Genomic DNA, 12534 nt, shown 5'->3' with positions numbered 1-12534 from the left:
TTCTTTGCAGGGCGCAAGTCTGATATGGATATTTACTCTCAAGCTTTCAATTTCAGTTCTTATTTTGGCGGTGCGGTAGATGCACGTACCGGTCAATACAGATACCAAGTTCACTTGGCAAATTTTTACCCGCAGGGCTCGCTTGAAGTGAGCAGAAGTATCGCGCTTTCGTTTTCCATGATGGATATGACATCTGGTGTTTACGGTCACGGTTGCAGGATCAGCAATACTGAATTTGATATTGCACGTTCTAGGCTCACATTGCTTACCGGTGAGCAATTTAAAACCCAGAGCCTGCCCCCGGTAGGCGCAACGCTGGTGATCAAGGATCGCAAGCTTAAGAATTGGATGGTCAAAAGGCCGGATGCCAATACGCTTCATGTAATTTACAAGGACGGCACCGTTGAAGTGTTGCGACGCACGGGTAGCACTACGCCCTATCGTATTGTTGCTATTGAGTTTGAAAGTGGCGAGCGCTTGACGTGGGAATATGCCCCGGGCGGATCGCTTGAGCGGATTCTGGATCATCGCCAGCAAGTATTGCTGTTGCTCACGTACACAGGCGGGCGCTTGGCGATGGCAGATACGCGGGTTGATGGCGACCGCTATGCACGTATCCGCTTTAGCTATTCCAATGGGCGGCTGACAGGTATTACCGTCCCGTATGATCGCAGTGGACCGGCAGCGACTGCAGGTTATGTGCTTGAGTACACAGCTCCCTTTCGAAACGGCATGATCGCTATCAATCGTGTGCGGCCGCCGATGGGAGGTGATGAGTTGATCCGCTATGCAGAAAACGGCCATCAGTATGCCAATGGGCAGCACATTCCGCGTGTCACCAGTTGGGTTCAGACACCCGCAGCCGGTCAACCAGGCATTTCCAGAACCTATGGCTACAGCCCCGGCTTGAACTTCACTGGCTATCCCTTCTCCGGTGGCTTTCGCGAGGGTGAGGACAATCTGTATCTGGTGGGTTCGCCCTATAACTACTGGACGGAGGAGAAGTGCATTGATACTGCTAATAACAACGTTGAGCTGAGCGCCACTAAAACAACCTACAACAAGTTTCATCTGTTGACCGAGGAGCAGGTCCGTCGCGAAGGCACCGTGACCACGACGACGATGGCCTACAATATCGAACCCGGCCTGTTTCCCGCGCAACCAGCCAACCTGCATCTACCTAAGACTATTACCAAGCGCTTTGAATTGCTGGCCGGTGGGGCGCCAAGGGAAGAGGTTCAGCAAATTGAAACTGATGAATATGGTAATGAACTCAGCCGTACCGCAGCCTCCGGAGTGCGCACCGAATACAGTTATTACCCGATACAGGGAGAGACAGGCAAGTGTCCGGCCGACCCCCACGGCCTGTTCAAGCGCTATGTGAAGCAGGAGCGGCTTATTCCAGCAGGAGGCACGCCTGCGCTGCCAATCACCGAGTACACCTACACAGGTATACAACGGGGCAGTGGTGATTATTCTGTCGTCCAGGAGTCGAGTACCCAGGCGGGTGTATCCAGCACTCGGCATACCCACTACCAAACCCCTGTCGAGCTGGCGGGCCGGTTGAAGAGTATTTCCACCACCATTGACGGACTCACTTCAGTCAGCGAAATCAGCTACGCCATTACCGGTGATAACCTGGTTGAAACCCGGCGTTTGAAAGGACGCGAGGGGCAGTGGCTTGAGTCAGTGCGCAGCCTCTCCCTGGTCAACCGTCGCCTGTTGTCCATGACCCGCGATGGTGGCAGCACGCTGACCATGGCGTTTGACGTCAATGGCCGAATGACAGCGGAAACGGTGTCAGCCGGTAAACCAGAACAGGCCTGGCGCCGTTATGCCTACCATTTTGCCACGCCCACCCGAGGGGCACATTTGATCACCATCGATGCCCAAGGCACCCAGGTCATCACCTACTATGATGGTCTCGGGCGCCAGGTCTCCGAAGTTCACTCGCTGGGCGTGCCGGAGCTTATCACTGGGACCTGGCGGTATGACGCCCTTGGGCAATGCGTCGAAGAGGTGCATACCGATTATCTGAGCGACGGGACTCGGACACTCGAGACTACCTACACCTATAATCGCTGGGGCAACCTCAGCCGTGTGAAGCGTCCTGATGGCAGTGTGTTGATCGATGAGTACGATCCCCTGCTGAACCTCAAGATCGAGGGGGTGGAAGGCGGTGAACGCCTGAAGACTTGGTTCAATGAGCATAACCAGCCGGCGAAGGTCGAGCGCCTCGACGTTAACGACAACAGCGTCGAAATTGAGTCGCGCACCTACGATGGGCTGGGCCGATGCCTTTCGGTGCTGGATGTGGGTAAAAATCTCACCGAATTCACCTACGATGCTTTCAATCGACAGGTAACCGTTTTGCAAAAACCTGCCGATGGCACTGCACAGCGCCTGCGTAAAATCGAATACGCACGCGGTACCAGTAGCGAATCAGCCACTGCACTCATGATCGACGGCAAACTTGTGGGGGCCCGTACGTATGACAGCCTGGGCCGCATGATCAGCCAGGTCCGCGGGAAAGGGCAGGCCATGATTTTGGAGTATGAGGCCGGATGGATGGAGCCTGCCTCCATTGTTTCCCCACTCGGTGTTCGTGAGAAACGTTTTTATAACAGAGAGCTGAACAGGCCCAGTCGTATTGAAATAGCAGGGCGCTCAGTCAACACCTACCGACATGACCTGATGTCCGGCGCTTTGACGCATTCGCAGACCGATGGCTCGATTCATGAGGTTGTTTACGACGTCAACGGCAATCCCGAAAAGGATGTTCAAACGGTCAGTGGTACGTCCGTTACCACACTGTATGACTATTCCCCCGGCGGGCGCTTGAAGTATCAAATCACAGCCGATGGCCAGCGAAGCCAGTTCGATTATGATGCACACGGGCGTTTCCTGCGGATGACCACCGGCTCAATGGTGATCGAGCAGGATTACGATATATTTGGTCGGCCTCAGACGCTGACCGCCGTTTACGAGAATACGCGAGTCGTCACCAGGATTACCTACGACTCACTGGGGCGAGAAGCCGAGCGCCGCTTTGAGCAAAACGGCGAGCTGTTGCAGGTGATGACCAGTGAGTATCACCCCAACAGTATGTTGGCGAAGCGGGTTTTTCGAGACGCGAAAGCACAGCTGGTCATCGGTGAGACCTTTAGCTACGACGCCTACTTGCGCTTGAAGACTTATCGCTGCGAAGGCCGCGAACACCCACAGGATCGCTTGGGGCGTAGCATCGTCGGTCAAGACTTCAGTTTTGACAGCCTCAATAACATTACCCATGTGGTCACCTCCTTTGTCGGTAATACGCAAGATGTTTGTGAACGGTTTTTCACCGGCACCGACCCCACCCAGCTGACGCGTTTGACTCACACGCTCCCGGTGCAGGATGTCACCCTGACCTATGATGCGGCGGGCAATTTATTGGTTGGGCCGTCAGGCCAGCTCTACACATACAACGAGTTTGATCAATTGACCGACATAAGGGCCGATGGCTTTCAATACAGCTACCGGTACGACGCAGAATCCCGTCAGGTACTCGCTTGGCGTGGAAATGAACAGCCCGTGATGCTGGCGTATGCAGGCGAGCACCTTGAATCCTTAGTTGAAGGCAGTAAAAAGATCCGCTATTTCAACGGCGATGACCAAGTAATGGCGCGTGGTGGTGGCGTGGACGGGCCGCAACTGCATACCAACGATGCCGCCGGCAGCGTGCGTGGCATATCGGCGCCGGGGCAGGCTCATGTGCGGCGACAATACACGCCTTACGGCTATACCAAAATTCCTCTGGATGATGGCAAGACCCGCACCATGGCAGACCTGCAACTACCAGCGTTCAATGGCCAGCGATTAGATGCGGCATCCAGGCTCTACTTCCTGGGCAACGGTCGTCGTGCCTACGATCCGGAGCTGATGGTGTTTTTGCAGGTCGACGAGCTGACCCCTTTTGGTAAGGGCGGGCTCAACGGCTATGCCTACTGTGCGTGTAACCCGAGCAACATGGTAGACCCTAGCGGTTTATGGCCTAGCTGGTTGAAGTGGGTATTGACCGGCGCGGCGTTGGCGCTCTCCATCGTTACGGTAGGGTTTGCAGCTCCAGCGCTCGCGGCGGCTGTGTCGGCAGGTGCGGCGGGGATGCTTATCGCTTCCAAGGCGGCAGTGTTGGTTGGTGCGGGGTTGGGGGTCGTCAGCGGAACACTGAGCACCGCAGCACTGGGCGTTGCCGAGGTCGATAAAGCAATGGGTTGGGACCGCTCGAACCACATCAATAACTTGGGATGGGCCGCGTTCGGGTTCTCCATAGCCTCATTGGCTGTGGGCGTGGGAGGGGCCTATACCTCGGCGCATATGGCCTACAAGGGAGCCGCAGCAAAATGGACCGGTGTGGGTAACCTGTCTGATACACCGATCGGCAGTGCTGTGTTGGCATCGCGAGACCGCATGTTGGGGTTGACCTATAAATTTACCGATAAAGCTGGAGTTACCCCGTACAGCCAGATGTTCGGTGGTACGCGAGCTATTTTGAGATTTACCAATCTTGGCCGATCAATCGAAAGTAGAAGTCAGACGAGGGAGAACGCCGTGCCTGAAGGCAATAAGGGTAGTTTTTCTGCTTCGACACAGCCTCAAACGCAACCCGCCCTCAGCAGCTTGAAAGATATGGTGAGCAGCAGCGTCGAATATTTCGATGCATTCAGGGACGAGGCCTGGCGTATTCGCCAGCCTATCCTGAGTGGGCTGATACAGGGGGGAGGTGACGCTTGATGCAAACGAATGTAGGAGGGGGGCGCGACGATTCGAGGTGCTCCCGATTGGGGTGGATTAATCGATATCTTTGTTGACTGACACACCGCAATCGGGAGCAAGCCCCTCCCACATTTTGAGCGTATTTCAGCTTAGGGGCGCTTGCGCTCCACTGCCCGCAATAGGTGCGTCGGCGGTGTCTCGCAACTGATCTTGCGCCCCAGCAGGGCTTCGATCGACGGCAATTGGTACGAGTCATCTTCCCCGGCAAAGCTGATCGACACACCCGCGGCCCCGGCCCGCCCGGTACGGCCGATGCGGTGCACGTAGTCGTCCGGCACTTCCGGCAGGGTGAAGTTGATCACGTGGCTGATGCCGTCGATGTGAATGCCGCGCCCGGCCACGTCGGTGGCCACCAGCACGCGGATCTTACCTTCGCGGAAACCCTCCAATGTCTTGATGCGCTTGTGCTGCGGCACATCGCCCGACAGTTGCGCAGCGTTGACGCCATCGCGTACCAGGCGCTCTTCGATGCGGCGCACTTCGTCCTTGCGGTTGGCGAACACCATCACGCGCTCCCAGCCGTTGTCATTGACCAGGTTGTAGAGCAGCTTGTACTTGTCGGCACCGGCCACGGCATAGATATGCTGCTCGACGTTTTCGCTGGCGACGTTCAGCGCCTCGATCTCGACGATGGATGGGTCGGTGGTCCACTGCTTGGCGAGGTTCATCACGTCTTCGGTGAAGGTCGCGGAAAACAGCAGGGTCTGGCGCTCGGCTTTGGGCGGGGTCTGGCGGATGATCTGGCGTACTTGCGGGATAAAGCCCATGTCGAGCATGCGGTCGGCTTCGTCCAGTACCATCACTTCGACCATGTCCAAGTGCACGTCGCCGCGCTGGTTGAAGTCCAGCAGGCGGCCCGGGGTGGCAACGAGGATGTCGCAGTGGCGGGCTTCGAGGTGCTTGAGCTGTTTGTCGAAGTCCATGCCGCCGACGAAGGTCATCACGTTGAGGCCGGTGTACTTGGTCAGGTCGGCGGCGTCCTTGGCGATCTGCACCACCAGCTCCCGGGTCGGGGCGATGATCAATGCGCGCGGTTCACCCATGTAGCGCTCTTTCGGCGGCGGCGTCTGCAGCAGCTGGGTGATGATCGAGATCAGGAATGCGGCGGTCTTTCCGGTACCGGTCTGGGCGCGGCCGATGGCGTCTTTGCCTGCCAGGGTGAAGCCCAGCACCTGCGCCTGGATCGGCGTGCAGTACGGGAAGCCCAGGTCCTGGATGGCGTGCATCAGTTCCGGGGCCAGCTTGAAGTCGTGGAAGCGGGTCTTGCCTTCCTGGGGCTCGACGACGAAGTCTTCGAGTTTCCATGGGGTTACCGGCGGCTTGGGCGCGCGTTCGCGACGTGGTTTGGCCGCAGGCGCCGTAGCGACCTCGGCAGGCTGGGCCTGTTCAGGCGGCGTCACCGAGGGTTGTTTCGGTGCGGCGGCGGGCGCGGTCCGGCCAGGCTGTTGACCGTCATTGCGGTTGCCGGGCTTGGGGGCAGGAGCACTGGGAACAGGCGCGAGCGGCTCAGCCGCGCTTTTGCCGAACATCTTCTTGAGTGCTTTGAGCACGGTCATCTCATTAATTGGTTAAGGAATATACGCCGGCCAGTGTAATGCAAGAATCGGGCGCGGCGTAGTGCGTCTGTCATACGGCTACATAAATGCAGGTTTCAGCGCAGGCGTTCAGCCAGCCAGGTGCCGATGTCGCGTATCTCTTCGGGTAACACTTCGTGGCCCATTGGGTATTCCTGCCATGTCACGGTGACACCACGGCCCTTCAAATGCTCATAGGCGCTGCGGCCCATGGCGTTCTGCACTACATCGTCGTACTGGCCATGCAGGCACAGCGTCGGAATGCGCTGCTGGCTGGCGGATAATTCCAGCTCATTGTCAAAGGTTGGCGCGTAGGTGGAGAGGGCGATAACGCCACCCAATGGCCCCTCCCAATTTAAGAATGCGGTGTGGAAAACCACGGCGCCGCCTTGGGAAAAACCCGCGAGGAAAATTCGCGAAGCGTCTATCCCGGTTCTCTTCTGAGCCTCGATCAAATCCGTGAGCATTTTCGCCGAGACTTCCAGTTCTTCCAGGCTGATCGAACGCGCCGGGCTCATGGCCTTGATGTCGTACCAGCTCGGCATCTCGTAGCCGCCGTTGATGGTCACCGGTCGCGTCGGCGCCTGAGGCAAAACGAAGCGCGTGGTCAGCAAGCTTTCCTGCAGCGCCTCGGCTACCGGCAGGAAGTCGTAGCGATCGGCACCCAGGCCATGCAACCAGATAACGCAGGCGTCTGCGGGCTTGGCGGGCTGAAGAATCAAGGGTTCGGTCATGTCTGCTCCATATATGTGCGTGCGCTCCGATTGGGGGCGTTGGAACGGTGCGCGACAGGTTGATCTATTAAGAGAATGTCGCAAGGGTGAATCTTTTGCCATTAACCCAGGGTTGCAACCCCTTGGCCGGCACTCTGGTACGCGCCTTGCTATGTGTAGGTCGATGTCAGAACTCTCCCGGGACGGTAACACTATCAGTGACCGCCGTTCAGGGGATAGCCGCTGGAATGATTGCGAAAACCTCATGCCGCTTGACCCCAAAAAAAGCCAACACGGGTCGATATCGCCTCATAAGGGTGCGCTGGGGTTGGAGCTTGGACACAACAAGAGCAACTGGAGGTTTGAATGAAGGTATTGAAATCCACCCTGGCCATCGTCACTGCGGCGGCTGTACTGGGTGTCAGCGGGTTTGCCCAGGCGGGCGCCACCCTGGATGCCGTGCAGAAGAAAGGCTTTGTGCAATGTGGCGTGAGTGATGGCTTGCCGGGTTTCTCGGTGCCGGATGCCAGTGGCAAGATCCTCGGCATCGACGCTGACTACTGCCGCGCCGTGGCCGCTGCGGTCTTCGGCGACGCCACCAAGGTCAAGTTCAGCCAGTTGAATGCCAAGGAGCGTTTCACCGCGCTGCAATCGGGCGAAGTCGACATCCTGTCGCGCAACACCACCATGACCAGCTCTCGCGATGCGGGCATGGGCTTGAAATTCCCAGGCTTCATTACCTACTACGACGGCATCGGTTTTTTGGTCAACAACAAGCTCGGCGTGAAAAGCGCCAAGGAACTGGACGGTGCAACCATCTGCATCCAGGCCGGTACCACCACGGAGCTGAACGTTTCCGACTACTTCCGCGCCAATAACCTCAAGTACACCCCGATCACCTTCGACACCTCCGACGAAAGCGCCAAGTCGCTGGAATCCGGGCGTTGCGACGTGCTGACGTCTGACAAGTCGCAACTGTTTGCCCAGCGCAGCAAGCTGGCCGCGCCGAAAGACTACGTGGTGCTGCCGGAAACCATTTCCAAGGAGCCTCTGGGCCCGGTCGTGCGTAACGGTGACGACGAGTGGCTGGCCATCGTGCGCTGGGTGGGCTACGCCATGCTCAACGCTGAAGAAGCCGGTGTGACCTCGAAAAACGTTGAAGCCGAAGCCAAGTCCACCAAGAACCCCGACGTCGCGCGTTTGCTCGGTGCCGACGGTGAATATGGCAAAGACTTGAAAGTGAAGAAGGACTGGGTCGTACAGATCGTCAAGCAGGTGGGCAACTACGGCGAAATGTTCGAGCGCAACCTGGGCAAGAGCACACCACTGGAAATTGACCGTGGCCTGAACGCGCTGTGGAACAACGGCGGCATCCAATACGCACCCCCTGTGCGCTGATCGCTGATGGTTCTATCACTCGGTGGGCCAACCGCCGGGTGATGTTCTGTTCCATTCTTTGCGGGGCACTTCATGCAAAATCAAATCGGCGCACCCAAGCAGAAGCTCAGCTTCAGCGATCCCAAAGTGCGCGCGTGGCTATTCCAGATCATCACCATCGTGGCGGTTGTCTCGCTGGGCTGGTACCTGTTCCATAACACCCAGACCAACCTGCAACACCGGGGCATCACCTCGGGTTTCGACTTTCTTGAGCGCAGTGCCGGCTTTGGCATCGCGCAGCATTTGATCGACTACACCGAATCGGACAGCTATGCCCGGGTGTTTGTGATCGGCTTGCTCAATACCTTGCTGGTGACCGTGATCGGCGTGGTGCTGGCAACCCTGCTGGGCTTTATCATCGGCGTGGCGCGGCTGTCGCCCAACTGGATGATCAGCAAGCTGGCGACGGTCTACGTAGAAGTCTTTCGCAATATCCCGCCTTTGCTGCAAATCCTGTTCTGGTATTTCGCGGTGTTCCTGACCATGCCGGGGCCGCGCAACAGCCATAACTTCGGTGATACCTTCTTCGTCAGCAGTCGTGGTCTGAACATGCCGGCAGCCCTGGCGGCCGACGGGTTCTGGCCATTTGTCGCCAGCCTGGTGATCGCCATTGTCGCCATCGTGCTGATGACCCGCTGGGCCAACAGGCGCTTTGAAGCCACTGGCGTACCCTTCCATAAATTCTGGGCCGGCCTGGCGCTGTTCATCGTGATCCCGGCGTTGTGTGCGTTGATCTTCGGCGCGCCGTTGCACTGGGAGATGCCCCGGCTTGCAGGCTTCAACTTCGTCGGTGGCTGGGTATTGATCCCTGAACTGCTGGCGCTGACTCTGGCATTGACGGTGTATACGGCGGCGTTTATCGCCGAGATCGTGCGCTCGGGGATCAAGTCCGTGAGCCACGGCCAGACCGAAGCCGCGCGTTCTCTGGGCCTGCGCCCGGGGCCAACGTTGCGCAAGGTCATCATCCCGCAGGCGCTGCGCGTGATCATTCCGCCGCTGACCAGCCAATACCTGAACCTGGCGAAAAACTCCTCGCTGGCCGCCGGTATCGGCTACCCGGAAATGGTTTCGCTGTTTGCCGGCACGGTGCTCAACCAGACCGGCCAAGCTATCGAGGTCATTGCCATCACCATGAGCGTGTACCTGGCGATCAGCATCAGCATTTCCCTGCTGATGAACTGGTACAACAAGCGCATTGCGCTGATCGAGCGGTGAGGAAACGCCCATGACGACGCATACGTTCAAACCTGATATGCCGCCACCGAGCAAAGTCTTCGGGCCGGTGGCGTGGATGCGCGCCAACTTGTTCTCAAGCTGGCTCAACACCCTGCTGACCCTGCTGGCGATTTACCTGGTGTACCTGGTGGTACCGCCGATCCTGCAGTGGGCCATTCTCGACGCAAACTGGGTCGGCACTACCCGCGCCGATTGCACGAAAGAGGGGGCTTGCTGGGTGTTCATCCAGCAACGCTTCGGGCAATTCATGTACGGCTACTATCCTGGCGAGCTGCGCTGGCGCGTGGACCTTACGGTGTGGCTGGCCATTGTCGGCGTGGCACCGTTGTTCATCTCGCGCTGGCAACGCAAGGCGATCTACGGCCTGGGCTTCCTGGTGCTGTACCCGATCATCGCCTACTTCCTGCTGCACGGTGGCGTCTTCGGCTTGAGCACCGTGGCGACCAGCCAATGGGGCGGCCTGATGCTGACCCTGGTGATCGCCACGGTCGGCATCGCCGGCGCCTTGCCGCTGGGGATTGTGCTGGCGCTGGGCCGGCGCTCGAACATGCCGGCGATCCGGGTGGTTTGCGTGACCTTCATCGAGTTCTGGCGCGGCGTGCCGTTGATCACCGTACTGTTCATGTCCTCGGTGATGTTGCCGTTGTTCCTGCCCGAAGGCATGAACTTCGACAAACTGCTGCGGGCGCTGATCGGTGTGATCCTGTTCCAGTCGGCCTATGTGGCCGAAGTGGTGCGCGGTGGTTTGCAGGCGATTCCGAAGGGGCAGTACGAAGCCGCCGCAGCTATGGGCCTGGGTTATTGGCGCAGCACGGGCCTGGTGATTCTGCCGCAAGCCCTGAAGATGGTGATCCCGGGGATCGTCAATACCTTCATCGCACTGTTCAAGGACACCAGCCTTGTGATCATCATCGGCCTGTTCGACCTGCTCAACAGCGTCAAGCAAGCCGCTGCCGACCCCAAATGGCTGGGCATGGCCACCGAAGGCTACGTGTTCGCCGCCCTGGTGTTCTGGATTTTCTGTTTTGGCATGTCGCGCTATTCCATGCACCTGGAACGCAAGCTCGACACCGGCCACAAGCGTTAGGAGTGGTTTTTATGAGCGAAGCAATCAAGCAGCCTGTGAGCCCTGAAGGCATTATCCAGATGCAGGGCGTCAACAAGTGGTACGGCCAGTTCCACGTGTTGAAAGACATCAACCTGAACGTCAAGCAAGGCGAGCGCATCGTGTTGTGTGGCCCGTCGGGTTCGGGCAAGTCCACCACCATCCGCTGCCTCAATCGCCTTGAAGAGCACCAGCAGGGCCGTATCGTGGTTGATGGCGTGGAGCTGACCAACGACCTCAAGCAGATCGAAGCGATCCGCCGTGAAGTCGGCATGGTGTTCCAGCACTTCAACCTGTTCCCGCACCTGACCATCCTGCAGAACTGCACGCTGGCGCCGATGTGGGTGCGCAAGATGCCCAAGCGCAAGGCCGAGGAAATCGCCATGCATTACCTGGAGCGCGTGCGCATCCCGGAACAGGCGCACAAGTTCCCTGGGCAACTGTCCGGCGGGCAGCAACAGCGTGTGGCGATTGCCCGTGCCTTGTGCATGAAACCGAAAATCATGCTGTTCGATGAACCGACTTCGGCGCTGGATCCGGAAATGGTCAAGGAAGTATTGGACACCATGATCGGCCTGGCCGAAGACGGCATGACCATGTTGTGCGTGACCCACGAAATGGGCTTCGCGCGCACCGTGGCCAACCGTGTGATCTTCATGGACAAGGGCGAGATCGTGGAACAGGCGGCGCCGAATGACTTTTTTGACAACCCGCAGAATGATCGGACCAAGTTGTTCTTGAGCCAGATTTTGCATTGATCGGTGTTTGAACAAATAAACCCGGCCTGGCCGGGTTTGTTTTGTCTGTTCAGGAGGCCTTGAGCGCCTCATCTTCAGTGTTCACGGTATGAGTGAACCCGCGCAGGTCAGCGCCTTCGGCCAACACCTTGGCGTCGGCGAGCAAATGAGGGTAACGGTCCAATAATCGCATCAACAGGACCAGTGGCTTCGGCGGCAGAAGCTCGCCGCGTTCATAACGTGAAAAAGCGTTGTGACCGCCACCGGATAGCAGTTGTACGGTTTCTTTTTGCGTAAGGTGCAGCTTGCGACGGATACGTTTCATCTCCGAGCCAATCATTTTTTTCCCTGCGTGGACGAGTTCATCACCTGCCTTGGCGTGACGCTCTGAGCTGTCCGGGTCATACATACCGTCGCTGCAGGCGTGGCATTCCCAGCCAGAAAGATCATCGACACGACGTTCCATATCTTTGACGCGAAGGGTTTCGCTGCGGCCCTCGAATCGGGTCATGCCGTCGGGCACACCGCAGATAAAACATTGTTGAGTTTTCATGAGTTGCACTCCTTGAAGGAAATTACCGGTGGGATACCGTCTGAGCGATAGGTCACCTTTATGTAAATCTCCATATCGCGTGAACTGATGTGGTACACGTCCTGCCAGATCCGATGATCTGCATAGGTAGTCATTGATTTGTACAACATCCTGGTTTGCAATTGAAAAATGACCTCTTGCATCTCGTGGATCTCAAAGCCGAGCGCCCTCCCTGTGTTCTTTGCAGTGGACGTAAATGCCTTTTCTCGAAGCCGTCTGACATCTGCCTTTATTACCGCCAAATCGTAATGAGGTGTGTACTTTTCCATAAGACACCTGAGTCCAATAATTACCCTCTGAGGGTAATTTTACCAATCGAAAATAC

The 12534-nt window shown here is 57.6% G+C and carries 9 protein-coding genes; 5 read left to right on the top strand and 4 right to left on the bottom strand.

Annotated elements, in window-relative coordinates:
- The first annotated feature begins 24 nt into the window (after positions 1-24).
- Entirely contained in the window at positions 25-4773 is a 4749-nt protein-coding gene (locus tag BLU48_RS20270) for an RHS repeat-associated core domain-containing protein (RefSeq protein WP_057021497.1), read from the top strand.
- A gap of 131 nt (positions 4774-4904) precedes the next feature.
- On the opposite strand, the gene rhlB is transcribed toward BLU48_RS20270, so the two are convergent.
- Positions 4905-6371 (bottom strand): ATP-dependent RNA helicase RhlB, encoded by a 1467-nt coding sequence (gene rhlB, locus BLU48_RS20265; RefSeq protein WP_057021496.1) that lies wholly within the window; start codon positions 6369-6371, stop codon positions 4905-4907.
- Between the two features lie 95 nt (positions 6372-6466).
- Positions 6467-7123, bottom strand: a complete 657-nt coding sequence (locus tag BLU48_RS20260; RefSeq protein WP_043048587.1) for an alpha/beta hydrolase — start codon at positions 7121-7123, stop codon at positions 6467-6469.
- A gap of 345 nt (positions 7124-7468) precedes the next feature.
- Between BLU48_RS20260 and BLU48_RS20255 the strand changes: the two genes are divergently transcribed.
- The 4 genes from BLU48_RS20255 to BLU48_RS20240 all read left to right on the top strand — a co-directional run bounded on the left by BLU48_RS20255 (position 7469) and on the right by BLU48_RS20240 (position 11638).
- Positions 7469-8500 (top strand): amino acid ABC transporter substrate-binding protein, encoded by a 1032-nt coding sequence (locus BLU48_RS20255; protein ID WP_005785045.1) that lies wholly within the window; start codon positions 7469-7471, stop codon positions 8498-8500.
- Between the two features lie 72 nt (positions 8501-8572).
- Complete coding sequence (locus BLU48_RS20250; protein WP_046071008.1) at positions 8573-9754, top strand: amino acid ABC transporter permease; 1182 nt, start codon at positions 8573-8575, stop codon at positions 9752-9754.
- A gap of 10 nt (positions 9755-9764) precedes the next feature.
- Positions 9765-10862, top strand: coding sequence for an amino acid ABC transporter permease (locus BLU48_RS20245; protein WP_057021495.1), 1098 nt, complete (start codon positions 9765-9767; stop codon positions 10860-10862).
- Between the two features lie 11 nt (positions 10863-10873).
- Entirely contained in the window at positions 10874-11638 is a 765-nt protein-coding gene (locus BLU48_RS20240) for an amino acid ABC transporter ATP-binding protein (RefSeq protein WP_003171943.1), read from the top strand.
- Between the two features lie 49 nt (positions 11639-11687).
- Here the strand turns inward: BLU48_RS20240 and BLU48_RS20235 are convergent, their stop codons facing one another.
- Positions 11688-12170 (bottom strand): type II toxin-antitoxin system MqsA family antitoxin, encoded by a 483-nt coding sequence (locus BLU48_RS20235; protein ID WP_057021494.1) that lies wholly within the window; start codon positions 12168-12170, stop codon positions 11688-11690.
- Positions 12167-12478, bottom strand: a complete 312-nt coding sequence (locus tag BLU48_RS20230; RefSeq protein ID WP_057021493.1) for a type II toxin-antitoxin system MqsR family toxin — start codon at positions 12476-12478, stop codon at positions 12167-12169. Before BLU48_RS20230 ends, BLU48_RS20235 begins: the two co-directional genes overlap by 4 nt.
- Between the last annotated feature and the right edge of the window lie 56 nt (positions 12479-12534).

Source organism: Pseudomonas synxantha, from assembly GCF_900105675.1.
In the GTDB taxonomy this organism is placed as follows: domain Bacteria; phylum Pseudomonadota; class Gammaproteobacteria; order Pseudomonadales; family Pseudomonadaceae; genus Aquipseudomonas; species Aquipseudomonas synxantha.
The sequence above is the reverse complement of the archived record's forward strand: the minus strand, read 5'-3'. Positions and strand labels throughout refer to the sequence as shown.

What these genes read in the sequence shown, in the direction of transcription:
- BLU48_RS20235 (WP_057021494.1), bottom strand. Translation starts at nt 12,170, where the DNA reads ATGAAAACTCAACAATGTTTTATCTGCGGTGTGCCCGACGGCATGACC.
- BLU48_RS20260 (WP_043048587.1), bottom strand. Translation starts at nt 7,123, where the DNA reads ATGACCGAACCCTTGATTCTTCAGCCCGCCAAGCCCGCAGACGCCTGC.
- BLU48_RS20230 (WP_057021493.1), bottom strand. Translation starts at nt 12,478, where the DNA reads ATGGAAAAGTACACACCTCATTACGATTTGGCGGTAATAAAGGCAGAT.
- BLU48_RS20245 (WP_057021495.1), top strand. Translation starts at nt 9,765, where the DNA reads ATGACGACGCATACGTTCAAACCTGATATGCCGCCACCGAGCAAAGTC.
- BLU48_RS20255 (WP_005785045.1), top strand. Translation starts at nt 7,469, where the DNA reads ATGAAGGTATTGAAATCCACCCTGGCCATCGTCACTGCGGCGGCTGTA.
- BLU48_RS20250 (WP_046071008.1), top strand. Translation starts at nt 8,573, where the DNA reads ATGCAAAATCAAATCGGCGCACCCAAGCAGAAGCTCAGCTTCAGCGAT.
- rhlB (WP_057021496.1), bottom strand. Translation starts at nt 6,371, where the DNA reads ATGACCGTGCTCAAAGCACTCAAGAAGATGTTCGGCAAAAGCGCGGCT.
- BLU48_RS20240 (WP_003171943.1), top strand. Translation starts at nt 10,874, where the DNA reads ATGAGCGAAGCAATCAAGCAGCCTGTGAGCCCTGAAGGCATTATCCAG.
- BLU48_RS20270 (WP_057021497.1), top strand. Translation starts at nt 25, where the DNA reads ATGGATATTTACTCTCAAGCTTTCAATTTCAGTTCTTATTTTGGCGGT.